Below are 25,033 nucleotides of genomic sequence, written 5' to 3'. Positions count from 1 at the left end.
CGGGCACTACCAGATGTCAGCCCGAACACAATATCAGGCGAGGTTTCCCTCGCCTGATACTTATGACTTAGGCTACCAGATCGAACCGGTCGTTGTTCATGATCTTAGTCCAGGCCGCTACGAAGTCGCGCACGAACTTCTCGGCATTATCGTCCTGGGCATAGACCTCGGCGTAGCCACGCAGGATCGAGTTCGAGCCGAAGACCAGATCCGCGCTGGTTGCGGTGAACCTGACCTCACCCGAGGCACGATCACGCAGCTCATAGGTGCCGCCATCGACCGGATGCCAGCTAAGCGACATATCCGTCAGATTGACGAAGAAGTCGGTGGTCAACTGACCCACGCGATCCGTGAAGACCCCATGCTCTGATCCACCGTGATTGGCACCCAGCACACGCAGGCCACCAACCAGAACCGTCATCTCGGCTGCGGTCAGACCCAGCAGTTGCGCGCGATCCAGCATCATCGCCTCGGGTGATACCGCGTATTCCTTCAGCTGCCAGTTTCTGAACCCGTCCGCCAGCGGCTCCAGCACCGAGAAGCTGTCGGCATCGGTCTGCTCATCCGTCGCATCGCCGCGACCGGCCGAGAACGGAACCGCCACGTGAAAGCCTGCGGCTTTGATCGACTGTTCTAGACCAACGTTGCCCGCCAGAACGATCACGTCGGCAATCGAGGCCCCGGTTTCCGCGGCAATCGGCTCCAGCACGCCCAGCACTTTTGCCAGACGCTCGGGCTCGTTCCCTGCCCAGTCTTTCTGTGGTGCCAGACGGATACGCGCACCGTTTGCGCCGCCGCGTTTGTCCGAGCCACGGAAGGTACGGGCGCTGTCCCATGCGGTGGTGATCATCTCGACCGCGGTCAGACCGCTGTCGGCGATCTTTGCCTTGACGGCACCGACGTCATACGCGGTCGAACCGGCGGGGATCGGGTCCTGCCAGATCAGCTCTTCTGACGGGACGTTTGGGCCATAGTAGTTGACGCGTGGCCCCATATCGCGGTGGGTCAGCTTGAACCACGCGCGGGCAAAGGTGTCAGCAAAGTAATCCGGGTCGGCCATGAACTTCTGACAGATCGCGTTGTAAATCGGATCGATCTTCATTGCCATGTCCGCATCGGTCATGACCGGCATACGCCGAACCGAAGGGTCGGTCGGGTCGACCGGCTTTTCATCTTCCGGCATGTCGATAGGCTGCCACTGTTGTGCACCCGCGGGCGATTTACCCAATTCCCACTCATATCCGAACAGGTAATCGAAAAAGCCCATGTCGAATTTGGTCGGGTTTTTCGTCCACGCACCCTCGATACCAGAGGTGAATGCGTTGGTTGCCTTGCCGTTCTGATCGGGGTTGTTCCAACCCAGGCCCTGACCGGAGACCGGGCAGGCTTCGGGCTCGGCACCGATATGATCGCCTGCCATCGCACCATGGGCTTTGCCGACTGTGTGACCACCGCAGGTCAGCGCCGCCGTCTCTTCGTCATTCATCGCCATGCGGGCAAAGGTTTCGCGGATGTGCAGCGCTGTTTTCGCCGGGTCCGGATTACCGTTCACACCTTCGGGGTTCACATAGATCAGGCCCATATGCACCGCGCCCAGCGGGTTTTCCAGCGTGCCGGGGGTTTCCAGATCGCCATAGCGGTTCTCGGACGGAGCCAGCCACTGGTTTTCCGAACCCCAGTAGACGTCTTTTTCCGGGCCCCAGATATCTTCGCGGCCAAAGCCAAAGCCAAAGGTCTTCAGACCCATGGCTTCGTAGGCAACCGTTCCCGACAGAACAATCAGGTCTGCCCAGGACAGCGCATTGCCGTATTTCTTTTTCACCGGCCAGAGCAGACGGCGCGCTTTATCCAGGCTTGCATTGTCGGGCCATGAGTTCAGCGGTGCAAAACGGATGTTGCCCGAACCTGCGCCACCACGACCATCCCCCAGACGGTACGACCCGGCAGAGTGCCACGCCAGTCGGATCATCAGGCCGCCATAGTGGCCCCAATCGGCCGGCCACCAGTCCTGACTGTCGGTCAGCAACGCTTCGACGTCGGCGCGAACAGCGTTGAAATCCAGCCCTTTGACTGCTTCGCGGTGGTTGTAATCCGCGTCCATCGGGTTGGTGCGGGTGTCGTGCTGGCTCAGAATGTCCAGGTTCAGCGCATCCGGCCACCATTTGGTGACAGAGTTGCCCGTGCCCGTGTTCCCGCCATGCAAGACTGGGCAGCCGCCGGATTGGTGATTGTGGGGATTACCGTCCATTGTAGATCTCCTGAGTATTTACCGAGGGGTTCAGATGTCTTGACTCGTACCTTACGGTTTCGATAATTGGAAATTTGTAATTACTATCGTTGCAATTAATTTTTCCTATGAAGTCGCTCACACTTAAACACCTGCGCTACTTCGAAGCGCTTGCCACCCACGGCCACTTTGGCAAGGCGGCGGCGGCCAGCGCGATATCGCAACCCGCGCTTTCCATACAAATCAAGGAGCTGGAGGCCATCATGGGTGGCCCCTTGGTCGAACGCGCAGCGCGTGAAACCCGCCTGACCGCGCTTGGCGAGGATGTCCTAAAACATGGCCGCGAAATCCTGACGCGGGTCGAGGATTTGGGGAATCTTGTGCAATCTTCCGCTGGTCCCTTGTCGGGTCGCATCAGAATCGGGGTCATCCCCACGGTCGCGCCTTATTTGCTGCCATCAATCATTAAGGCACTGTCGCAACGATTCCCGCAGCTGACGATCGAACCCAAAGAGACCATCACCCAAACCCTGATCGGCGAAATTTTGGACTCCAGACTGGATTTTGCCGTTGTCGCTTTGCCGGTCTCGGAACCCAGCCTTCGGGAATTTTCGTTGTTTAACGAAGACTTTCTGCTGGTTCGCCCGGCGCGGGACGCCGGGTTGCCAATGCCAAGTTCGTCACAGCTCAGAACCATGCGGCTGCTGTTGCTGGAAGAAGGGCATTGTTTCAGGGATCAGGCGCTTTCATTCTGTTCGATCCGCAATATCGAACCGCAACACATTATGGAGGGCAGTTCTCTGTCCACATTGGTGCAGATGGTCGGGGCGGGCATCGGTGTGACGCTGATACCGGAAATGGCCGTGGGGCTGGAAACCCGGTCTGCCGACGTGTCCATCGCCCGCTTTCAGGATACTCCACCAACCCGGACCATCGGCCTGATCTGGCGAAAGACCAACCCGCTGGGCGAAAACCTCCTGAAACTTGGCGCAATTATTCGCAAAACCGCCGAAGAAAACGCTGGAGGCATGGGGCAAATGAAACCGGAACCAAACGGATGATCACTAACCGCTTTAGTGATTTGCGTGGCAATTACCCGGAAAACACATCATAAGCCTTCAACGCTTTGGCGCTGTAGGCATAAGACGGCCCGCCACCCATATAGGTCGCCATCGCCAATGCCTCGCACATCTCGTCTCGGGTGGCACCCAGCCGGACAAGGGAACGCACGTGAAATCCGATGCAGCTGTCGCAGCGGGTCGCAATGGCGATGCCAAGGGCCATGAATTCCTTGGTTTTCTCACTCAGCGCGCCATCGGTCTTGGCGGCCTTGCCCATGATGCCAAAGCCGCGCACGGTTTCGGGCACCTCCTTCGAAAAAGTTCCGATATTGGCCTCGGTCTCGGCCATGAAAGCTTTCCAGTCCATATCCATTCTCCTTAACCGCGCTCGTCCGCGCCCATGCGACGCTCCAGCCAGCGCACACCGGCACTGATGATCAGAACCAGGATCAGGTATTCAAAGATCAACAGGGTATAGATTTCCAACGGGCGGTATTCCGTGACCACCAGCTCATTCGCGCGCCGGGTCAGTTCCTGCATCCCGATGACGCTGGCGAATGCGCTCATCTTGACGATGTAGATGAACTGGTTTGCCAAGGGCGGCAGAATGCGCCGGATTGCCTGCGGCAGGATCACATAGCGCATGGTCTGCATATAGTTCAGCCCGATGGTCTGCGCCGCTTCGCTCTGACCACGCGCAATGGATTGAATTCCTGCGCGGTAAATCTCGGCAGTGAAGGCGCTGTCAGAAATCGCCAATGTGATGATCGCACCCCAAAAGGGATCGATGGGGACATTCATGCCCATCGACTTGAACACAATGGGCAATCCGTAAAAGACCCAGAACAGCATCGGCAGCAGGGGAATGGCGCGAATGAATTCAACGTAAACACGGTTGACCAGCCGCCAGCCGCGTTTCTCGGACAATCCCGGCAGGGCCACCATCAGCCCCAGTACGATCGACAACACGGCCGCGATCAGTGAAATCTGGATCGTTGCCCCCATCCCTGAGATCAGGAATTTTACATTGATCCAACCCGATGCTGTGGTCGGGTTGATCACATACCAACCCCAGGTCTGGGACGACGAACAGCCTGTGAGCATCAGCAGGGGCATTATCATAAAGAGTTTTTTCATCTGCCCCTCTTAGTGCTGTAGTATCTGAGACAGGAATTTGCGACACCGATCAGACTGAGGGTTGGTGAAGAAATGTTCCGGCTTGCCTTCTTCGACGATCTCACCAGCATCCATGAAGATCATCTTGTCAGCCACTTTGCGGGCAAACCCCATCTCGTGGGTCACGACCACCATGGTCATGCCCTCATTCGCCAGTTCCACCATAACTTCCAACACTTCCGAGATCATCTCGGGGTCCAGCGCCGACGTGGGTTCATCAAACAACAGCACGCGTGGCTCCATGCACAGGGACCGCGCGATGGCCACGCGCTGTTGCTGACCACCGGACAACTGCATGGGCTTTTTGTCCGCCTGATCGGGAATATGTACCCGATCCAGATAATGGCGCGCTTTTTCTTCCGCGTCCTTCCGGCTCAGGCCGCGCGCTTTGATCGGGCCCAGAGTTAGGTTCTCCAAAACGGTCAAATGCGGAAACAGATTGAATTGCTGGAAAACCATCCCGACTTCTGACCGAATGGTTGCCGCAGATTTTGCATCATCCGTCAGCTCAACCCCGTCTACACGAATGGTACCTTTCTGGTGCTTTTCCAACTGGTTGATACATCTCACAACGGTCGATTTTCCTGACCCGGAAGGTCCGCAAATTACCACCTTTTCGCCGCTGTTAACTGTCAGATTGATGTCCTTGAGAACGTGAAAGGTATCAAACCACTTGTTCACATCCACAAGTTCGATTGCGGCGTCTGGCATAAGCTGAATTGCCCCTATTTTAGCCTCAGTATAAAATTTTCTTGAGGTTATCTTTCCCTTTAGACTTAAATCAATGAAGAATACGATCACAAAATCGTAACGCCACCAACGGGAGATACCTATGAGCGTTTTTTGGAAAGCCGCGGCGGCTGCCGTGTTGGGGCTTGTATTGTCAGGTTCCGCACAAGCGCAATCTGCGCTGAACGAGGTGCTGGATTCCGGCGTGCTCAAGGTTGGTACCACAGGTGACTGGAACCCTATGACACTGCGCGACCCAGCAACCAACAGCTACAAAGGGTACGACATCGACATTATGAATGCACTGGCCGCCGATCTTGGCGTTGAGGTCGAATTTGTCCCCACCGACTGGAAAACACTGGTGAATGGTGTGGTCGCGGGCAAGTACCACCTGACCGGGTCGGCATCGATTTCACCACCGCGCATGAAAGTTGCGGGTTTTTCCGACAGCTATATCTCGGTGGAACTCTTCCCCTACACCACCAAGGACAAGGTCGAAAAATTCGACGGATATGACTCGATCAATCAACCCGGAGTTAAGGTCGCGACGACTTTGGGCACCACGTTTGAAAAACGGGTCCGCGAGTGGTTCCCTAACGCCGAGATCAAGGTGGTCGAGGCCCCAGCCCGCGGTTTTCAGGAAGTTATCGCCGGTCGTGCTGATGTGTTCATCACGTCGAACATCGAAGGATCGACACTAGAGGAGAAATTTCCAGTAGAGCGCGTGAAAAACGCTGGCCCCCGATCACCTTCGCCGATTGCAATGATCCTGCCACAAGGCGACCAGATCTGGATAAATTATGTTAACAACTGGATCGAAGTGAAAAAAGCGGAAGGCTTCTTTGAAGCAAACCGCGAAAAATGGGGGCTCTGACGCCTTCAAGGACGTGCGGATACTCTAACGCCCGGTCCTATGGCCCGGGCGTTTTCGCTGGCCATCTGGTTTTTCAGAAAAGAGGATGCAGACACGCGACCTGATGGATTTCATCATCCAGTTCAGGCAATGTTTGCCTGCACTGGTCAGTCGCAAGCCAGCATCGTTGCGCAAAAGCGCACCCTTTCGGGATGTTCATGGGTGACGGCAACTCGCCTTCCAGCTTGATCCGCTCTTTCCGGGCATCCGGGTCGGCACGGGGCGTCGTGGACAGCAACGCCTTGGAGTACGGATGTCGGGGAGCAGCGAACAGCTGCTCTTTCGGACCTTTTTCAACCGCGCGCCCCAGATACATGACAATCACGTCGTCGGCGAAATGCCGGACAACCGACAAGTCATGTGAAATGAACAGGTAGGCCAAGTTCAGCCGTTCCTGAAGATCGACCAGCAGGTTCAAGATCTGCGATTGAATCGACACATCCAGTGCCGAGACAGGTTCATCCAGAACCAGCACCTTGGGGTCCAGCATAAGCGCCCGCGCAATGGCGATCCGCTGGCGCTGCCCACCCGAGAACATATGCGGATAGCGGTCATAATGTTCCGGGCGCAGGCCCACCATCTCGATCATCTTGCGTGCCTGCAATTCACGGTCGGCGGCCGTCATCTGAGGCCGGTTGATGATCAGCGGTTCCTGCAGGATCTGGCCGATGCGCTGACGCGGATTCAACGAGCTATAGGGATCCTGAAAGACGATCTGCACCGTCTCTCGCATCTTGCTCCATTGCGAAGGGGTAATTTCGACCCCGTTTATCGTCAGGCTGCCCGAGGTTGGTTCTTCGATCATTGTGATCAGTCTGGCCAGCGTAGACTTGCCACAGCCTGACTCTCCGACAATGGCCAATGTTTTTCCCGGTTGCAGGTCGAAATCCACCCCCGACAGCGCCTTTACGGTTGCGGGTTTGGACAGCAACCCGCCTTTGACCGTGTAAAACCGGGCCAGGGCGTTGGCCTGAACGATAGGTGTGGTCATACCAGCTCTCCGGCGGCAATCTTTTCAACATGGTGACAGCGCGCCTTGCCAAATGCCTCGGCATGAGGGGTCGGCGGGGTCTGAGCGCAGGTCGCATCGGCAAAGCGGCACCGTGGGCTGAAAAGGCATCCTTTTGGCCGGTCGAATTGCCCAGGTACAACACCTGGAATCGTCGGCAGAATCTTGGACGTTGCCCGCTCCGGCAAAGCACTTAGCAGGGCCGTGGTATAGGGATGACGCGGCGTTCGAAACAATTCCCTGACAGGCTGTTCTTCAACCTTTTGCCCGGCATATTGCACCTGAACCCGCTCGGCGGTTTCCGCCACGACACCCATGTCATGGGTGATCAGAACCAGACCCATGCCATGCTCATTACGCAACCGGATCAACAGATCCAGAATCTGCGCCTGAATGGTCACGTCCAGCGCCGTGGTCGGTTCATCCGCGATCAGCAGCTTGGGGTTGCAGGCAATGGCCATCGCGATCACAACCCGTTGGTTCATGCCCCCTGACATTTGATGCGGAAAGGAATTCAGGCGGCTTTCAGGCGCGGGAATGCCAACCTGATCGAACAATTCGACCGCACGCTCGTGACGCTCTTTTCGGTTCAGGCCAAGGTGGATGCGCAATGCCTCTTTGATCTGAAACCCGACAGTAAAACAGGGGTTCAGCGAGGACATCGGTTCCTGAAAGATCATCGCCATGTCCTTACCAATGATCTTGCGCCGTTCGCGGGCCGAGATACCGGACAGGTCACGGCCCTCAAAGCTCATCTCATCGGCGGTGATCGTGGCGGTCCAGGGCAGCAAGCCCATCAGTGCCAGCATCGACACGGACTTGCCCGAACCGCTTTCGCCGACGATGGCCAGCAATTCGCCTTTGTCGACCGACAGATCGACACCGTCCACGGCGCGGAAACTACCCGAAGATGTGGCGAACTCAACAGTCAGATTACGGATCTGCAAAAGGCTCATGCGATCAGCTCCGTTTCAGTTTCGGGTCCAGCGCATCCCGCAACCCGTCACCCATCAGATTGATGGCAAGCACGGTGACCAGAATCGCGAGACCGGGGAAGGTTACAACCCACCATGCGCGCAGGATGAACTCGCGCGCTTCAGCCAGCATGGTGCCCCATTCCGGCGTGGGGGGCTGCGCGCCCATGCCCAGAAACCCAAGGGCCGCCGCGTCCAGAATGGCAGTCGAAAAAGACAGGGCCGCCTGCACGATGATTGGCGCCAGACAGTTGGGCAATACCGTGATGAACATCAGCCGCGACTTGCCAGCACCGGCCACACGGGCCGAGGTCACATAGTCTTTCTGCCGTTCCGCCAGAACCGACGCGCGGGTCAGGCGCACGTAATGCGGTTGAAACACGATGGCGATAGCAATCATCGCATTGGTCAGTGATGGGCCCAGAATGGCGACCAGAACAAGGGCGAGCAGCAGAGACGGGAAAGCCAGGACGATGTCCATCACCCGCATAATCAACGTATCAACCCATTTGGGCGCAAAACCCGACAGAAGGCCGACCATTACGCCGCCCGTTACGGCAACACAGACCACAACGATCCCCACAAAGAAGGAATAGCGTGAACCCATGATCAGCCGCGACAGCATATCCCTGCCCAATGGATCGGTGCCCAACGGGAAGGCCCAGCTTCCGCCTTCCTGCCAGGCAGGGGGTTGCAGGATATGGTCCCGGAACTGTTCGGTCGGATCATAGGGGGCCAACAAAGGGGCAAAGGCCGCACAGAACACAAAGGCGGCAAAAACCCACAACCCGATCACGGCACCGCGGTTTTCGCTGAAATAGTACCAGAACTCTCGCAGTGCGCTGGGACGATTTTCGGCCATTGGTTGGTTCGACGAAAGCTCGGTCATCATCGTCTCCGGATTTTGGGGTTGATGATGCCGTACAAAACATCGACCAGCAGGTTCACCAGCATCACGATCACCGCGATCATCAGCAAACCCCCTTGCACCACCGGGTAATCCCTGCGGAAAATACTGTCGACCATCCACTTGCCGATGCCCGGCCAGCTGAAGATGGTTTCAGTAAGAATTGCCCCCGCCAGCAACGTACCAACCGACAACCCGATCACCGTGACAACCGGTATCAGCGCGTTACGTAGCGCATGCAGCCCGTTTACCCGGGTCGGCGACAACCCTTTTGCACGTGCGGTGCGGATGTAATCCTCGCCCAGAACCTCCAGCATCGCCGACCGGGTCTGACGTGCGATCACGGCCAGCGGAATAGTTCCCAGCACAATCGTCGGAAGGATCAGATGACGAACGGCCGACCCGAATGCGCCTTCCTGTCCGGACAAAAGACTGTCGATCAGCATAAAGCCAGTGACACTTGGGAAGTAATAAAGCAGGTCGATCCGGCCGGACACCGGTGTCCAGCCAAGATTGCCCGAAAACACGATGATCAGCAGCAGCGCCCACCAGAAGATGGGCATCGAATATCCGACCAATGCCGAAGACATCAGTGCCCTGTCAAAAAACTTCCCCCGGTTTACCGCCGCAATCACACCGGCAGGCAGACCCAATGCGATGGCGAAGATCATGGCGCAGAGCGAAAGTTCCATTGTCGCGGGGAACAGCGAAAAGAACTCCTCCCAGACCGGTTTTTTTGTGACAAAGCTTTCGCCGAGATCGCCCTGCAAAACTCCGGCAAGGTATTCCCAGTATTGCTGCAACACCGGTTTGTCGAAACCCAGCTTTTCTACCATTTCCTGGTAGCGTTCTTCAGTCATGCCGCGCTCGCCGGCCATGACGATGATCGGATCACCCGGTAGCACCCTGATAAACATGAATGAAATCAACGTCACGCCCAGAAAGGTCGGGACGAACAGGCCAATGCGGGTGAGTAAGTAACCAAACATCAGCGACCTATGATTGTAAGCTCTTTGGGGAAATGGGTCAGCGACCGGCAGCCATCCTCAGTGACAAGCACATCATCTTCGATGCGAACGCCAAAACTTTCGAGCGCATACAGACCTGGTTCATTCGTCCAGACCATACCCGGCAGGATTTTCTGATGATTCCCACGCATGATATAAGGTGCCTCATGCACATCCCGACCCAACCCGTGACCCGTTTTGGTGCGAATACGATCCGCAAATGGCGAGGCCTCGAGCACGCTTATGACCGCATCGTCGATGTCATGGGCCGTTACACCCGGGCGGCAGGCTTCGAACCCGGCTTTGTTGGCGCGCAGAACGGCATCGTAGACTTCCCTGCCCTCGTCTGACACGTCCTGAACAAAGAAAGTTCGCGTAATATCGGCGGCGAAACCATCTTTGCGGGCACCGAAATCGAACAGTAACGCGTCGCCTGCCCTGATCTGGTAGTCGTTGCGCGCTTTCCCATGCGGCCGTGCCGAATTGTCGCCAGCCGCTACGATGGGTGAAAACGCCAGTGACTCGGCCCCTTCTGCAAACAGCGCCTGTATCAGGGCTTGCTCGATCTGTTTTTCGGTCTGGCCGACACGCACATCTGCAACCACACGACCCAGAGCACGTTCCGAGATATCGATGGCCGCCTGCATCGCAGCAATGTCTTCATCGGTCTTAATTATGCGCAGGCCCGAGATTTCGCGTTCACCGTCGACGATCCGTAAGCCCGGCAAAGCACGGGTGAACGCCGCAGAGACGAAAACCCGCATCACCTGACCTTCCACCGCAAGCGAGCGGATCGGCATTTGTGCGGCCAATGCGGTAAACGCATCGTCATAACCGGTCTGATCGCGCCAATCGAAAACAGCGCCCTCGAACCCGACAAGATCCCATGAGGCCAGTTCCAGATTGGGCACAATCGCCGCGGCCTGTCCCTCAGGCGGGACAACGACCACGAAGGGCCGTTCGTGGCTCATGAAAGCTTTTCCCAAAGCGCGGGTGAAATTCGGGCCAGGTACAAGAGCAACAGCGTCGACTGACATGTCCCGTGCCAGTTGACGATATTCAGACAGATCCGGCATTCAGGCCGACCTCCTCAATAAGAAAGCCGGAGCCGCCAAACAGGCGGCTCCGGTGAGTGAGTGGTGGCTTACTCGACGCTCACACCATAGAAGATGTGGCCGCCCAGCGGGTGCACTTTGTAGCCTTGCACCTTGTTGCTCATCGGCATGAATACAACCGAGTGAGCAATGGTTGCCCATGGGGCCTGCTCTTTAAACACGACCTGAGCTTCTTCATACAGTTTGGTCCGCTCGGCCTGATCGGTGCTTTGCTTGGCTTTCAGGATCAGATCCTCGAACGGCTGGTGGCACCATTGCGCGCGGTTCGATGCTTCGACACCGTCACAACCCAGCAGAACGGCCAGGAAGTTGTCCGGATCGCCGTTATCCCCGGTCCAGCCCAGCAAAACAGCACCATCGCGGTTCAGTTCTTTCGATCGTGACAGGTATTCGCCCCATTCGTACGAGACGATTTCGACGCCCACACCAACCTTGGCAAAATCGGCCTGAATCAGCTCGGCCATGCGGCGGGCATTAGGGTTATAGGGGCGCTGAACCGGCATCGCCCAGACCTTCATCGACAGGTCCGAGACGCCTTCGGCCTCAAGCATGGCCTTGGCCGCTTCGGGATCATATGGATCGTCCGCGATGGCGTCGTTATAGCCCCACATGGTTGGCGGGATCGGGTTCTTGGCAGCCTGGCCCGAGCCCTGGAAAACCACGTCGATGATCGCCTGCTTGTCGATCGCCATGTTCAACGCCTTGCGAACCTTGGGGTTGTCGAACGGCGCCATCGTGGTGTTGTAGGCAAGATACCCGACGTTCAGCCCTTCCTGCTCCATCATGTTGATGTCTGCATCATCCTTCATCGCCTGAATGTCAGCCGGGTTCGGGTAAGGCATCACATGGCACTCGCCAGCTTTCAGCTTCTGGTAGCGAACAGACGCGTCCGGCGTAATGGCAAAGATCAGGTTTTCGACCTGCGCCGGTTCCTTCCAGTAGTCGCCATTGGCCGCATAGCGGATCACCGCGTCTTTCTGGTAGGCCACGAACGAGAAAGGCCCGGTCCCGATGGGCGCGGTATTCAGTTTTTCAGGCGTTCCGGCAGCCATCATAGCATCGCCATATTCGGCTGACATGATCGAAGCAAAATCCATCGCCATGTTCGCAACAAAGGGTGCCTCTGGCTTGGACAGGGTGAACTTCACCGTGTAGTCATCAATCTTCTCGATAGAAGAGACCAGATCCGGCATCCCCATACCCTGGAAGTATTCCCACGTGCCGCCAGACACTTGGTTATAGGGGTGGTTCTCGTCCTTTTGGCGCATGAACGAAAAGATTACGTCATCAGCGTTGAAGTCTCGGGTCGGGGTGAATTCGTCATTCGAATGGAATTTAACACCCTGGCGCAGCTTGAACGTGTATTCCAGGCCATCATCACTGGCCTCGACACTTTCAGCCAGACCGGGGATCACATTGGTTGTACCGGTTTCGAATTCAAGCAACCGGTTATAAATGGGATGCGACGAGGCATCAAAGGTAGTCCCTGCGGTAAACAGTGCAGGGTCAAACCCCTCGGGTGAACCTTCGGAACAATACACCAGGGTATTTGCCTGTGCCACGGCACCCGACAGGGCTATTGCCGTGGTTGCGGCCAGAAGATTGAGTTTCATGATTTTCTCCCAGAAATGGACTTGGCAAGACAATCGCAGGGCTCTTTGTCGTCAGAGCGTTCAGTGACAATACAGGTCGTTGCGATATCCCTGACAAATGTATCCAAAATACAAAACCTGTTGTCAACCGGCTCTGTCACTGACTTTCGTGAAAGATTCCTGTTGCCAGGGCGTGTCTTGAACCTGAAAGCGCCCTGCCCCAAGGAAATCACGAAGGGCAACACTTACATTCCACTGGGCCCGGCGGTTTGGCCACAGATATCGACTGTCATTGACCCGAAGTCATTCAGGTAAGAAAGGAATCTAACTTTGACCGTTAGCTGATGAAGCATCCTTGCGCATATCGCGAATGCAATCGTAGCCCAGCCAGAATAAGACTGTCAGTGCAACCAGAAATACGTAGGGAAGCAGCGAGATATGCATAACCAACACGCCATAGAACATGGCGGCGTACGCAGCGATTTGGACTATCACCAACAAACCCCACGCAACCATTCCCCAAAGATTGCGCGCTTTCCTCTGACCGGCCGAGTTGCGCAGGCTCTGACACTCTGCCTCGTTCACCACAGGGGACGCGGCACGCGTTGAATTGAGAATGCCGTTGGTGTCGAGCGCGCTGGATCGACATGCATCGAAACAAGGGGCCGCCTCTCGACAGGTGGGCGCAGTGTGTAGCATTGATTGAGTCCTTGGACATCTGGGGTTTGGCAGCGAGCCTTCACTGTGCCCCAAGACACCGACCCCCTGCACCATGCCGCGCGCGAGATCAGGTTCCACCGTTGCCGTCTTGCAATCATATCCAGCGGAGAAATGCCGATCCTCGCTCAGGCGCAGCATAAAACCGCACAAATAGTCGATTGGCCCGCGAAAACCGCGATCAGATGAGGTCTGAAGAAATTTCTCATGACCCTCGGTGGCTCATGACTTTTGGCGCGGTTTCGGAAACGCACTAACCGCCGAACAGGGACTTCGCATGCTTCCAGCGCTCTATTCTACTGCGTCCTTCGATGCTGAGGGCGAATACCCTGTACCCGTACCATGATCTCCTCGTTAGATAACCCATTAACTTCTAATAGGGGTTTCGGTTCAGGTATCGCTTACAAGTTCATTTGTGTACAAATTGGAAAGATTGCGCTCAAGTACGTGTCATATCCAGCCTCCGAGGATGCCATGCCGATTGAACACGCCCCCTTCAGCCAAGCGGAATATGACCGCAGGATCGCCAAGACCCGAAGCGCTATGGAAAAAGCGGGGCTAGAGCTACTGTTTGTCACCGACCCTTCGAACCAGGCTTGGCTGACTGGCTATGATGGTTGGTCCTTTTACGTGCATCAGGGCGTATTGCTCGGCATGGAAGGTGAGCCGATTTGGTGGGGACGCCAGATGGATGCATTGGGTGGGTTGCGCACATGCTGGATGTCCAGGGACAACATTCGCGGCTATGCAGACCACTACGTTCAATCAACCATACGCCATCCCATGCAGGATCTGGCTGGCCACATTCGCGCACTCGGGCTGAGCACCGCCCGCATCGGCGTTGAGATGGAGAACTATTACTATTCCGCAAAGGCACACGAGGTTTTGGGCAAGGAATTGCCCGAAGCGACGCTGGTGGATGCGACGGCACTTGTGAACTGGCAGCGTCTGATCAAGTCGGAAGAAGAAATTGTCTTTATTAGAAAGGCGGCCCGGATTTCCGAAAAAGTAATCCAAACGGCCATTGATCGCGCCGCGGTGGGCGTGCGCAAGAACGACCTTGTCGCAGATATCCTTCATGCCGGGATTACCGGGGTTGAGGATGATTGGGGGGATTACCCGGCCATTGTCCCTTTGACACCCTCAGGGCTGGATGCCACTGCCGCGCACCTGACATGGAATGGCGCGCCGATGAAAGAAGGTGAGGCAACATTTTTCGAACTATCAGGCTGCTATCGGCGGTACCACGCTCCGCTTTGCCGCACGGTTTATCTTGGCACTCCGCCGCCAGAAATGCGGGACGCGGAACGCGCGCAGATCGAAGGGATAGCGGCGGGTTTAGAGGCTGCACGGGCTGGCAATCGGACAAGCGACATTGCAACCGCTTTTCTTAAGGTTCTTGCCCGTCACGGACTCGAACGGGAGGGGCGCATGGGATACCCTATCGGCCTGAGCTATCCGCCAGATTGGGGCGAACGGACAGCGTCGATCCGCGCCGAAGACGAGACCATTCTGCAACCGGGCATGGTTTTCCATTTCATGCCTGCGCTATGGATGGACAGCTGGGGGCTTGAGACCACGGAAACCATTCTTATCACTGAAAACGGCCCCGCCGAAGCCCTGTGCAATATCGAGCGAAAGCTCTTTGTGAAAGACTAAGCCTTGAGCACCCTCGAAGACGCCAAGACCCTGCTGGGCGAACTGATCAGCTTCCCCACGGTTTCGTCAGACAGCAACCTGGACATGATCAAACACCTCGCGGACCGGTTGAGCGATTGCGGTGCAGAGGTTGAAATATGGCATGATGAAACCGGCACCAAAGCCAATCTTTTTGCCACATTGGGCCCAAAGCGCGACGGTGGTATCGTTCTGTCAGGCCATTCCGATGTAGTGCCTGTCGCCGATCAGGACTGGTCCTCGGACCCGTTCGTGATGGAGGAGCGGGACGGCAAGTGGTTTGGGCGCGGAACCTGCGATATGAAAGGGTTTATCGCGGCGGCAGTCGTCATGGCCCCGTATTACGCAAAGCTGGATCTTCAGCGCCCATTGCATTTCGCCTTTACATATGATGAAGAAATCGGCTGTTTTGGCGCGCAGGCTTTGGCCAAGACCCTGCGGAAGAAAGCGATCAAACCCGCTGTGGTCATCATCGGGGAACCCACCTCGATGCGCATCATCGAGGGCCATAAGGGCTGCTTTGAATATACAGCGCATTTTACCGGGTTCGAAGGCCATGGCTCGGCCCCCGAGCGCGGTGTAAACGCCGTCGAATACGCGGTGCAATACGTCTCGAAACTGCTGACGCTGAAGGCTGATTTGCAAGGGAGAGCACCGGCAAACAGCCCGTTCGACCCACCATGGACGACAATAAATACCGGTACGTTGGTGGGCGGGGTGGCCCATAATGTGATCCCCGGTAAGGCGCGGGTCGATTGGGAGATGCGACCAGTGCAAAAGGCGGATGCGGATTACGTCAAAGACGAACTGCACCGGTTTTGCGCGCAAACCCTGATCCCGGCAATGCAGGCTATTCACCCCGATGCTGGTATCAAGACCGAAATTATCGGTGAGGTCGACGGGCTAGAACCAATGGACGACAACGAGGCGCGTGACCTTGTGATGGAACTGACAGGGGCAAACGGAGCCGACGTTGTACCCTTCGGTACCGAGGCCGGGATATTCCAGCAGTTGGGGATGAACGTCGTTGTCTGCGGTCCCGGATCAATCGATCAGGCGCATAAACCGGATGAATACGTCTCGGTCGAACAGATGGCCCAGTGCCTTGATATGCTTCGGCGGTTATCTTCGAAGCTGGAGTAGATGATGACCTTGGTCCGCGCGGTATCGATATTCTGGTTGGGTGCACCGGTCTGTTCGTGCTGTTCTGGGCGGGTGGCTACAGTTTTGCCAAGATGGGGCTGCCCTATGTGGAACCGATGACCATGCTTGCGATCCGTTATGGTCTGGCTGTTCTGTGTCTTCTGCCGCTGCTGGCGGTGTTCCGCCCTGCCCTGCCGCGTGATCACTCGAAATGACCCGGTACCGGCTAGCACAGTGCAATACTCATTCTTTTTTGTCGTGATATTTCCCATCACCATGACCAGCGAAACGATAGAAACCACCTGAACCGAGATCACAACCGTCAGGAAAGCGCATTCACATAGCTTTTGATCGTCGACCGGCATCCGTGCTGCCAGATCCGTGGCAACCAGCGTGTGAAGGATTCTGCAAACTGGGCTTCACGGCCAGTACTTCCGTACAGGTTTGCTACCTCAAGCCACTTTTCGGGCCGTCCCCTGGCGGCAAGGGCCGCACTCTGCAAATCGCTCCAGATGGGATCATTGGGCGCAATCTCTGATCCATCCTCACGCAGACCGGCGCACATCCGGCACCAGAAAGCTTCAACCAGTGCCAGCCCAGTGACAGATGTACCCGAGGCCAGAGCATCGCGAATGGACGGAAGCAAGAAACCGGGGTGGCGCGCAGACCCATCAAAGGCCACGCGTCGCGTGGTATCGTGAATAGCCGTATTCGAAAATCTGCGTTTAACCAGATCCAGATACTGTTCCGGTGTCATCCCAGGAACCGCACTGGCATGAGGAAGAATTTCTTCGGTCTGGACTTTCAGGAAGAATGCCGAAATTTCCCGGTCGTTCATGCAGTCCGAGATTGTGGGGATGTTCAGAACCTCGCCCACATTCGCCAGAATCTGGTGCCCGCCGTTCAGAATGCGCAGTTTCAGTGTTTCATATGCGTGTACGTCCTTGGTGATCGTAACGCCGACATTCTCCAACATTGGCCGCCCGGCGCAGAAATCATCCTCAATCACCCATTGGCGGAAATTCTCGTGTGACACCGGAACGCAGTCTTCAATTCCTAGGGCTCGAGCCTGCGACCGAACTTGATCAGAGGTGGCGGGAACAATGCAATCCACCATTGAATTCGGAAACGCCCCGTTCTGATCGATCCAATCCGCAAGATCAGGGTCCGTCCGGCGCGCCAGTTCAACAACACAGTTGCGCAAGATAGTACCGTTGCCCTGAAGGTTGTCACAACTTAATGCCGTAAAGGGCAGATGCCCGGCGGAACGGCGATTGCCAAGTGCTGCCACAATGGCACCAAAGACCGTGCGAGGCTGTTGCGGGTTTTGCACGTCGTGTCGAATATCATCGTGATCCACGTCGAAAACACCTGACTTGGCATCCAGAAAATAGCCACCTTCCGTTACGGTAAGGGACACGATCCGAATGGCGGGATCGGACATTTTCCGGATCAGAGGCGCATTTTCGGGTTCAATGGGCAGATAGTCCATCAACGGACCGATGACTTCGGCCGAAACGCCGGACGGGTCAAGCTCGATCAAAGTTGTCAGACAGTCCTGCCCAATCAGCTTTTCGCGCATGTCCGCGTCAAAAGCCCGAACGCCGGCCCCGATGATCGCCCAGTCCAAGGCCTGCCCTTTTTGCATCAGCCTGTGGATGTACCACGCCTGATGCGCACGGTGAAAATTCCCAAGCCCAATATGAACAATTCCAGGGGTCAGGTCTTCACGCCGGTATCCGGGTATTTTGACATCCGCAGGAAGCGATCCGAGGCGTTCGAGGCACAGCTCTACCGGTGTTATGTCCGCCAAAGGGGTCATCAGCTCATCCAGTTTCCGCCATCGACATTGTAAGTCTGGGCCACGATGTATTCCGCTTCATCAGACGCCAGAAACACCGCCATCCCGGTTAAATCCTCGGCCCGTCCCATACGGCCGAACGGTACCGCTGATGCAACTTCACGCTTCTTCTGCCCCGGTTTTTTATTTTCGTACTTCGCAAAGAAGGCGTCGACGCCGTCCCAATGCTCTCCATCAACAACACCGGGTGAGATCGCATTCACATTTATCCCGTGAGCGATCAGATTGAGCCCCGCTGACTGCGTCAAAGATATAACGGCAGCCTTGCTGGCGCAGTAAACGGCGACCAAAGGTTCGCCACGCCGACCAGCCTGTGAGGCCAGATTTATGATCCGGCCTTTGACATTGGCGTCGATCATGTGTCGCGCAACGGTCTGCATTGTAAACAAGGTGCCCGAAACATTGATATCAAAGACTCGCTGGTAATCGGAGCGGTCGATTTCGATGATTGGCGCTGCTGAGAAAACGGCAGCATTGTTGATCAGAATGTCAATCTGGCCGAACTGATCCACTGTGCGCGCAACAGCAATGTCGATGCTGTCCTGATCAACAACATTCATTTCGACCGCCATTGCAGCGTCACCGATTTCCGAGGCTGCGGATTGCGCCCGCGCGAAATCTATGTCGGCAATGGCCACACGCGCACCTTCGGCGACGTAAGCTTTTGCAAAGGCCAGCCCGATTCCGCGCGCAGCCCCAGTGATGAGCGCGGTTTTTCCGTCCAGTCGCTTCATTCGATCCGCAGCCCTTGCGCGTCAAAACAATGAAGCACGTCGGCACGTGGCGTCAGGTAGATGCGGTCGCCATGCGTAAATCCAACTTCTCCGTCTGCTCGCACCGTGATTGTTTCCGCCAGACCGGTTTCATGTATGTGGAAAAACGTATCTGATCCAAGATGCTCGGACACGCCTACAACACCGCTCCAGGTTCCGTCGCTCTCGGACACAGCAATATGTTCGGGGCGGATGCCGATTGTATGTGCGCCGTGTTTTGCAGCTTCTTCGCCTTCGATAAAGTTCATCCTGGGCGAACCGATGAACCCGGCGACAAAAAGGTTTCGTGGCGTACGATACAGGTCCAGCGGGCTTCCGACCTGCTCGATCACACCAGCCTGAAGCACGACGATCTTGTCGGCCATCGTCATTGCTTCAACCTGATCATGGGTCACATAGATCATGGTGGTCGCCAGCCGTTCGTGCAACTCGCTGATCTCCAACCGCATGCCAACGCGCAGCGCAGCGTCCAGGTTGGACAGCGGCTCATCGAACAAGAACGCTGCGGGTTCACGGACAATGGCACGCCCGATAGCAACGCGCTGACGCTGGCCACCGGACAGCTGGCCGGGGCGGCGATCCAGATAGTCGGTCAGGTTCAGAACCTGCGCGGCCCCTTTCACACGTTTGTCGATTTCGGCCTGATCCAGTTTTGCCATGCGCAAGGGAAAGGCGATGTTCTTGCGAACGGACATGTGCGGATACAAGGCATAGGACTGGAACACCATCGCCAGACCGCGTTTTGCGGGTGGTACGTTTGTCGCGTCGGCCCCGTCAATGTCGATGGAACCTGACGTGATGTCCTCCAACCCCGCAATCAGACGCAGCAAAGTGGACTTGCCGCAACCCGATGGCCCGACGAACACCGTGAACTCTCCGTCTTCGATGGTCAGATCCAGTGGCGGGATAACCTGTACGTCGCCAAAGCTTTTGGTCACGGACCTGAGTTGAATACGTCCCATGATAAGTTTTCCTTATTTCACAGCGCCAAAAGTCAGGCCGCGGACAAGTTGTTTCTGGCTAAACCAGCCAAGGATCAGGATCGGTGCAATCGCCATTGTCGAAGCCGCGCTGAGCTTGGCAAAGAACAGGCCCTCGGGGCTGGAATAGCTGGCGATAAATGCGGTCAGCGGGGCCGCGTCAACGGCTGTCAGGTTGAGGGTCCAGAACGCCTCGTTCCAGGCAAGAATGAAGTTCAGCAAAACAGTCGAAGCGATGCCCGGAACAGCCATGGGTGTCAGGATGTGCAGGATTTCCTCTTTCAGTGTCGCCCCGTCCATCCGTGCGGCTTCAAGGATTTCACCGGGAATTTCACGGAAGTAGGTGTAGAGCATCCAGACGATGATCGGCAAGTTGATCAGCATCAACACGACGACCAATCCACCTCGTGTATCAAGCAGCCCCAGACGGATGAACAGCAGGTAGATCGGGTAAAGGACACCGACTGCCGGCAACATCTTGGTAGAGAGCATCCAAAGCAGAATGTCCTTTGTACGTTTCGAAGGAACGAACGCCATTGCCCATGCTGCCGGTACGGCAATGATCACACCCAACAGGGTTGACCCACCTGCAATGATGACCGAGTTCCAAAGGAAACGCATGTAATTCGAGCGTTCCTGTACGACAGCATAGTTCTCAAGCGTCCAGTCAAAGTTCAGGAACAGTGGCGGGCTCGCAATGGCCTGCGCTTCGGTTTTGAAGCTGGTCAGGATCGTCCAGAGGATCGGGAAAAAGATCAGCAGACCGACGGCCCAAGCCAGGGCTGTGTTCAGCGACTTGCGTTGGATTGTGACGGAGCGGGCCATGGTTTTATCTCCTCACGCGTCCAGGTTCTTGCCGACAATGCGCATCAGGAAGACCGCAACGATATTGGCGAGAATGATTGCATAGACACCTCCGGCTGATCCGAGACCGATATTCTGGCTTTCCAAAACGCGCTGGAAGATCAGGTAGGTGAGTGTACGGGTGCCGAACGCGCCACCTGTGGTGACGAAAATCTCGGCAAAGATCGAAAGCAGAAAGATTGTCTGGATCAGGATTACGATTGTGATTGCACGGCTCAGGTGCGGCAGAATGATGTGGTAGAACCGCTTGAGCGGCGGCGCACCGTCCATTTCAGCAGCTTCCAGTTGCTCACTGTCCAGCGACTGGATTGCGGTCAAAAGGATCAGTGTCGCAAATGGCAGCCATTGCCACGACACGATCATGACTATCGAGGTCATTGAAGCTTCGGACAACCACGAGACCGGTTCAGCCCCAAAAAAGCGCCACAGATGGGCCAGCAACCCGTTGACCGGGTCCATGAACATGTTTTTCCAGACCAGAGCCGAAACGGTCGGCATAACGAAGAATGGCGCAATGACAAGGATGCGCACCACCCCCTGGCCCCACATCGGTTGATCTAATAGCATCGCCAGCAGGATGCCCAGAATGACCGTAATCGCCAACACGCCGAGAACAATGACAAGCGTTGCCTGAACGGCGGGCCAGAACGAACTGGACGAAACAAATCGGATATAGTTGTCGAAACCCACCCATCCGAGATCACCGCCCCGCAAGGGAAGATATTTCTTGAAGGAAAAATACAGGGTCATCGTCAGCGGCACGAGCATCCAGCCAAGCAGCAGCACCACTGCGGGTGCCATCATCAGGCGTGCAACTGATCTGGAATGTTGAGTTGCCATTGCGCAAGACCTCTCTGTTCAGGCGTAAGACAGCCTGCGAGAAAAACACGAATTGTGGAAGTGGGAGCAGGGGACAGAAGATCTGCCCCCCGCTGGGAAGGTTGCCTCAGTACCCTGCGGCTTCCATCTCTTCTGCTGTGAAGGCCTGCGCTTTGGCAAGCGCCTCGTCCACTGTTTGCTGCCCGGCATAAACGGCCGAGAATTCCTGACTTACCTGTGTGGCAATCCCTGCAAATTCCGGAATGGCCACGAACTGGACACCGGTATAGGGCGTCGGCTGCACACAGCAATTCTGCGGGTCAGCCTTCAGGATCGATTCCAGAGTCATTTTTGCGAATGGGACTGCCTTGTAGTTGTCATTCTCATAAAGCGAGGTCCGCGCGCCCGGAGGCACATTGGCCCACCCTTCGTTTTCAGCCACCAGCTCGATGTAGTCTTTCGAGGTTGCCCATTCGATGAACTGCTTGGCCGCATCTTCCCGCTGAGTTCCCGCCGGGATCGCCAGCGCCCAAGCCCAAAGCCAATTGGCGTGCTTGTCGACGCCTTCCGAATTTGGTGCAAGTGCGAAGCCAACTTTGTCAGCTACGGTTGAGTCTTCCGGATTTGTCACAAAAGACGCGGCAACGGTGGCGTCAATCCACATGCCGCACTTGCCTTGCTGGAACAAAGACAGGTTCTCGTTGAAACCGTTAGTGGCATAGCCAGCCGGGCCGGATTCACTCATCATGTCGACGAAGAACGTCAGCGCCTCTTTCCACTCGGGCTGATCGAACTGGGGCTTCCAGTTTTCATCAAACCAGCGCGCACCGAAGGAATTGCCGGTTACGGTGATAAAGGCACCACCTTCACCCCAACCCGCCTTACCGCGCAGGCAGATGCCGTTGATGTCGTTGTCGCGATCAGTCATGGCAGCCGCGGCTTCACGGATGAATTGCCATGTAGGTGCTTCGGGCATTTCCAGACCGGCCTTTTCCATCAGGTCGGTGCGGTACATGATCATCGAGCTTTCGCCATAAAACGGCGCAGCGTAAAGCGTGCCATCATGGCTCAACCCGCCTGCCATCGCAGGTAGCAGATCACCAACATCATATTCATCGGACAAACCGTCCAGCGGTACCAGCCAGCCGTTCGCACCCCAGATCGGGGTTTCGTACATGCCGATGGTCATGATGTCGAACTGACCGCCTTTGGTGGTGATGTCGGTCGTAACGCGCTGACGCAAAACGTTTTCTTCCAACGTCACCCATTCGACATCAATGCCTGTCGCATTGGTGAAGTTGTCTGTGTAGCCCTGCATCCGGATCATGTCACCATTGTTGACGGTCGCGATCGTGATGGTTTCCGCTTGGGCTGCTGCCGTAACGACGAAAGTCAACGCAGTCGCCGCACGAAGTGCGTTCTTCAAATACATCCCTGTCCTCCCTGAGCTTGGATGCTATACAGAGACCCTAGTTTATAAATTGTCGCGGCGTCAATATAAACTTTACGCGCGTTAACTTTTAGTTCATGCAGATTCCCTCAAGACAAGCCGTGCCGGAAACAGAGTTTCCGTCCGATCGTCAAATTTTCCCCCGCTTTCAATGAGTTCAAACAAGGTATCCACACTGCGCCCAGCCACGTTGTCATAATCATGCGCAGCTGTTGTCAGCGATGGGCACGTAAATTTTGCAAAGGGGTGGTCGTCATTTGATGCGACGCGGAGTGAGCAATCTTCTTTTCGCCCAACCCGAATCCCCTGCTCATAACAGGCTGCCAGAAATCCGATCGCAAGGCGGTCATTGCTGCACAAAACCGAGTTCGTCCTGAGAGCACCTTTCTCCAACACTCTCAAAGCACCTTGATGCCCAATCTCTTCAAACGCCCAGCCTTCGCCATCAATTTTAATGACATCGGGCTCGAACCCCAGACGTTCCATAACCTCTATATATGCCTTGCGTCGCTTGTTGGCGTTTGGGTTTGCTGGCGTGCGCATTTCAAAGAAAGACGGAGGTTCACCCGTCCGGGTCATGTATTCCACGGTTTGGGACACAAAACTGAAATTGTCCGATCCAATAAATGCGGCGCCCAACCCTTCAAGGTTGCTGTCAAACAGAACAGTAGGCACCTCGGCGCAAAACTTCTCGATGTAAGCGCGGTCTGAGGCACGCCCTAATGGGGCAAACAGCACTCCCGCCGGTTTCAGAGAGCGCAAACTATCGAGAATTTCATTCTCCAGCTTCTGTTCACCATGCGAGCTGAAAAGAGATGGACGATACCCGGCAGCAATACAGCTCTGCTCAAGGTATCTGGCCATCTCGGCAAAAAATGGATCGGCTAGATAGGGAACAACGATGCCGATATTCTTGGTCAGCTTTCGGTTCTGGTTCACCGCATAGATGTTTGGGCGGTAATCGAACTTTTCCAAAGCTTCTTCGATACGCGCCCGCGTAGAGGAACGAACGCTTTCCGGGTCGTGGAAATATTTGGAAACCGTTGGCCGAGAAATCCCGCTGAGGGCCGCAAACTCCTCCATATTTCTTATTTTTGCCATACCTACCCGCTTACGGAATTCTTTTGCTTTGACCTTACATTTTCTTTACGCGCGGCAATAAATCAATAGGCTGCCGTATCCGCGCGAACGGTAAGACGCGTGACGCCAACGCCGAACAGCCGAAAACCTCCTGATCAAGTCGCGGCGTTTTGGACTTGAGCCCAATATATCGACCCCCAGCGCAACCACCTTGGTCGTCAGGTCTGTTCAGGCTCATTTTGCTTCCCGGCAGTACCTTCTGCGACGTCCTTGTAGTCGTCATGAATGCCGTAAGAAGCGAAACCGGATAGCGTTTCAGAAATCTGTTCATCGGTCAGGATTACCGGACCGAGGGCCAAGGAAAGGTAATATTGCCGGGCAATGGTTTCCAGCTCAACCGCGCGCCACATGGCCTTGTCCAGGTCCTCACCCATGGCAATGGACCCATGATTGCCAAGCAAACAGGCGGTTCGGTCTTGCAGCGCTTCGATCGCCAGCTCCGACAGCTCGGGCGTTCCAAAGCGCGCATAGGGTGCGCAGCGAACATTAGTACCACCGAAGGCCGCGACCATGTAATGCGCTGCCGGGATCTCTTTGTGTGCAATCGCCAGCGCCGTGCAATAGGTCGGATGTGCATGGACAACAGCGCCCATATCGGGGCGGGTCTTGAGGATGTCGAAGTGGAACCGCCATTCGGTCGAAGGTTTGAGCGGGCCATCCCAGATCCCATACTCTCCATCAAATGGCATTGAGACGATCATCTCGGGGGTTAGCATGTCATATGGCGTCGCCGAAGGTGTGATCAGCATCCGGTTCTCGTATCGGGCCGAGATATTGCCGGATGTGCCTTGGCTAAGACCACTGGAATTCAGAAAAAGGCATTTCTCGATAATCGCCTCACGGATTCCGCGTTCCTTGTCATCCATCTTGTGCTCCTGTCCTCGCGCCACCCCGGCAGA

General features: G+C 56.0%; 24 protein-coding genes. 5 read left to right on the top strand and 19 right to left on the bottom strand.

The window, feature by feature from the left end:
* Window positions 1-67: 67 nt before the first annotated feature.
* Window positions 68-2,248, bottom strand: coding sequence for a catalase/peroxidase HPI (gene katG, locus ACR0JI_RS18340; RefSeq protein WP_480495877.1), 2,181 nt, complete (start codon window positions 2,246-2,248; stop codon window positions 68-70).
* A gap of 107 nt (window positions 2,249-2,355) precedes the next feature.
* Between katG and ACR0JI_RS18335 the strand changes: the two genes are divergently transcribed.
* Window positions 2,356-3,288, top strand: a complete 933-nt coding sequence (locus ACR0JI_RS18335; RefSeq protein ID WP_480495875.1) for a hydrogen peroxide-inducible genes activator — start codon at window positions 2,356-2,358, stop codon at window positions 3,286-3,288.
* Window positions 3,289-3,319: 31 nt separating this feature from the next.
* Here the strand turns inward: ACR0JI_RS18335 and ACR0JI_RS18330 are convergent, their stop codons facing one another.
* The 3 genes from ACR0JI_RS18330 to ACR0JI_RS18320 are packed head-to-tail and all read right to left on the bottom strand — an operon-like array spanning window position 3,320 to window position 5,175.
* Window positions 3,320-3,655: a carboxymuconolactone decarboxylase family protein gene (locus tag ACR0JI_RS18330; protein WP_480477599.1), complete on the bottom strand. Its 336-nt coding sequence runs from the start codon at window positions 3,653-3,655 to the stop codon at window positions 3,320-3,322.
* 11 nt (window positions 3,656-3,666) lie between these two features.
* Complete coding sequence (locus ACR0JI_RS18325; protein WP_480477601.1) at window positions 3,667-4,425, bottom strand: amino acid ABC transporter permease; 759 nt, start codon at window positions 4,423-4,425, stop codon at window positions 3,667-3,669.
* 9 nt (window positions 4,426-4,434) lie between these two features.
* On the bottom strand, window positions 4,435-5,175 hold the full coding sequence (locus ACR0JI_RS18320) for an amino acid ABC transporter ATP-binding protein (protein WP_480495873.1): 741 nt from the start codon (window positions 5,173-5,175) through the stop codon (window positions 4,435-4,437).
* A 121-nt stretch (window positions 5,176-5,296) separates the two neighbouring features.
* Here ACR0JI_RS18320 and ACR0JI_RS18315 point away from each other — a divergent pair, with 121 nt between their 5' ends.
* The gene (locus ACR0JI_RS18315) at window positions 5,297-6,067 is read left to right on the top strand and encodes a transporter substrate-binding domain-containing protein (protein WP_480477605.1); all 771 of its coding nucleotides are present in this window, start codon (window positions 5,297-5,299) and stop codon (window positions 6,065-6,067) included.
* A gap of 73 nt (window positions 6,068-6,140) precedes the next feature.
* Here the strand turns inward: ACR0JI_RS18315 and ACR0JI_RS18310 are convergent, their stop codons facing one another.
* From ACR0JI_RS18310 to ACR0JI_RS18280, 7 genes are all read right to left on the bottom strand, one after another.
* Window positions 6,141-7,097: a dipeptide ABC transporter ATP-binding protein gene (locus ACR0JI_RS18310; RefSeq protein WP_480495871.1), complete on the bottom strand. Its 957-nt coding sequence runs from the start codon at window positions 7,095-7,097 to the stop codon at window positions 6,141-6,143.
* Complete coding sequence (locus tag ACR0JI_RS18305; protein ID WP_480477609.1) at window positions 7,094-8,071, bottom strand: ABC transporter ATP-binding protein; 978 nt, start codon at window positions 8,069-8,071, stop codon at window positions 7,094-7,096. The genes ACR0JI_RS18310 and ACR0JI_RS18305 overlap by 4 nt, the downstream gene beginning before the upstream one ends.
* A 4-nt stretch (window positions 8,072-8,075) precedes the next feature.
* Entirely contained in the window at window positions 8,076-8,978 is a 903-nt protein-coding gene (locus ACR0JI_RS18300) for an ABC transporter permease subunit (RefSeq protein WP_480488831.1), read from the bottom strand.
* Entirely contained in the window at window positions 8,978-9,985 is a 1,008-nt protein-coding gene (locus ACR0JI_RS18295; RefSeq protein ID WP_480477613.1) for an ABC transporter permease subunit, read from the bottom strand. Before ACR0JI_RS18295 ends, ACR0JI_RS18300 begins: the two co-directional genes overlap by 1 nt.
* Complete coding sequence (locus tag ACR0JI_RS18290) at window positions 9,985-11,079, bottom strand: M24 family metallopeptidase (protein ID WP_480495869.1); 1,095 nt, start codon at window positions 11,077-11,079, stop codon at window positions 9,985-9,987. Before ACR0JI_RS18290 ends, ACR0JI_RS18295 begins: the two co-directional genes overlap by 1 nt.
* Before the next feature lie 68 nt (window positions 11,080-11,147).
* On the bottom strand, window positions 11,148-12,731 hold the full coding sequence (locus tag ACR0JI_RS18285; RefSeq protein WP_480495867.1) for an ABC transporter substrate-binding protein: 1,584 nt from the start codon (window positions 12,729-12,731) through the stop codon (window positions 11,148-11,150).
* Between the two features lie 303 nt (window positions 12,732-13,034).
* Window positions 13,035-13,409 (bottom strand): hypothetical protein, encoded by a 375-nt coding sequence (locus ACR0JI_RS18280; RefSeq protein WP_480488825.1) that lies wholly within the window; start codon window positions 13,407-13,409, stop codon window positions 13,035-13,037.
* Between the two features lie 492 nt (window positions 13,410-13,901).
* On the opposite strand from ACR0JI_RS18280, the gene ACR0JI_RS18275 reads away from it, so the two are divergent.
* From ACR0JI_RS18275 to ACR0JI_RS18265, 3 genes are read left to right on the top strand one after another with little or no spacing between them, the layout of a single operon-like run.
* Window positions 13,902-15,086, top strand: coding sequence for a M24 family metallopeptidase (locus ACR0JI_RS18275; protein ID WP_480495865.1), 1,185 nt, complete (start codon window positions 13,902-13,904; stop codon window positions 15,084-15,086).
* A 3-nt stretch (window positions 15,087-15,089) separates the two neighbouring features.
* On the top strand, window positions 15,090-16,247 hold the full coding sequence (gene argE, locus ACR0JI_RS18270; RefSeq protein WP_480477621.1) for an acetylornithine deacetylase: 1,158 nt from the start codon (window positions 15,090-15,092) through the stop codon (window positions 16,245-16,247).
* Window positions 16,248-16,303: 56 nt separating this feature from the next.
* Window positions 16,304-16,462, top strand: coding sequence for an EamA family transporter (locus tag ACR0JI_RS18265; RefSeq protein WP_480477623.1), 159 nt, complete (start codon window positions 16,304-16,306; stop codon window positions 16,460-16,462).
* Between the two features lie 107 nt (window positions 16,463-16,569).
* Here the strand turns inward: ACR0JI_RS18265 and ACR0JI_RS18260 are convergent, their stop codons facing one another.
* From ACR0JI_RS18260 to ACR0JI_RS18225, 8 genes are all read right to left on the bottom strand, one after another.
* Window positions 16,570-18,069: a mannitol dehydrogenase family protein gene (locus tag ACR0JI_RS18260; protein ID WP_480495863.1), complete on the bottom strand. Its 1,500-nt coding sequence runs from the start codon at window positions 18,067-18,069 to the stop codon at window positions 16,570-16,572.
* Window positions 18,069-18,842, bottom strand: coding sequence for an L-iditol 2-dehydrogenase (locus tag ACR0JI_RS18255; protein WP_480477627.1), 774 nt, complete (start codon window positions 18,840-18,842; stop codon window positions 18,069-18,071). Before ACR0JI_RS18255 ends, ACR0JI_RS18260 begins: the two co-directional genes overlap by 1 nt.
* Window positions 18,839-19,843 (bottom strand): ABC transporter ATP-binding protein, encoded by a 1,005-nt coding sequence (locus tag ACR0JI_RS18250; protein WP_480477629.1) that lies wholly within the window; start codon window positions 19,841-19,843, stop codon window positions 18,839-18,841. Before ACR0JI_RS18250 ends, ACR0JI_RS18255 begins: the two co-directional genes overlap by 4 nt.
* 12 nt (window positions 19,844-19,855) lie before the next feature.
* Window positions 19,856-20,686 (bottom strand): carbohydrate ABC transporter permease, encoded by an 831-nt coding sequence (locus tag ACR0JI_RS18245; protein ID WP_480477631.1) that lies wholly within the window; start codon window positions 20,684-20,686, stop codon window positions 19,856-19,858.
* 12 nt (window positions 20,687-20,698) lie between these two features.
* Window positions 20,699-21,565: a carbohydrate ABC transporter permease gene (locus ACR0JI_RS18240; protein ID WP_480477633.1), complete on the bottom strand. Its 867-nt coding sequence runs from the start codon at window positions 21,563-21,565 to the stop codon at window positions 20,699-20,701.
* Between the two features lie 106 nt (window positions 21,566-21,671).
* Window positions 21,672-22,976 carry an ABC transporter substrate-binding protein gene (locus tag ACR0JI_RS18235; protein ID WP_480477635.1) on the bottom strand — a complete coding sequence of 435 codons (1,305 nt, stop codon included), beginning with the start codon at window positions 22,974-22,976 and terminating at the stop codon, window positions 21,672-21,674.
* Between the two features lie 93 nt (window positions 22,977-23,069).
* The gene (locus ACR0JI_RS18230) at window positions 23,070-24,095 is read right to left on the bottom strand and encodes a LacI family DNA-binding transcriptional regulator (RefSeq protein WP_480477637.1); all 1,026 of its coding nucleotides are present in this window, start codon (window positions 24,093-24,095) and stop codon (window positions 23,070-23,072) included.
* A gap of 197 nt (window positions 24,096-24,292) precedes the next feature.
* On the bottom strand, window positions 24,293-25,000 hold the full coding sequence (locus tag ACR0JI_RS18225; RefSeq protein ID WP_480477639.1) for a class II aldolase/adducin family protein: 708 nt from the start codon (window positions 24,998-25,000) through the stop codon (window positions 24,293-24,295).
* Between the last annotated feature and the right edge of the window lie 33 nt (window positions 25,001-25,033).

The sequence above is a fragment of the Ruegeria sp. N10 genome (assembly GCF_056531545.1).
Note: the sequence above shows the minus strand (reverse complement) of the source record. Positions and strands in the feature narration are given on the sequence as shown.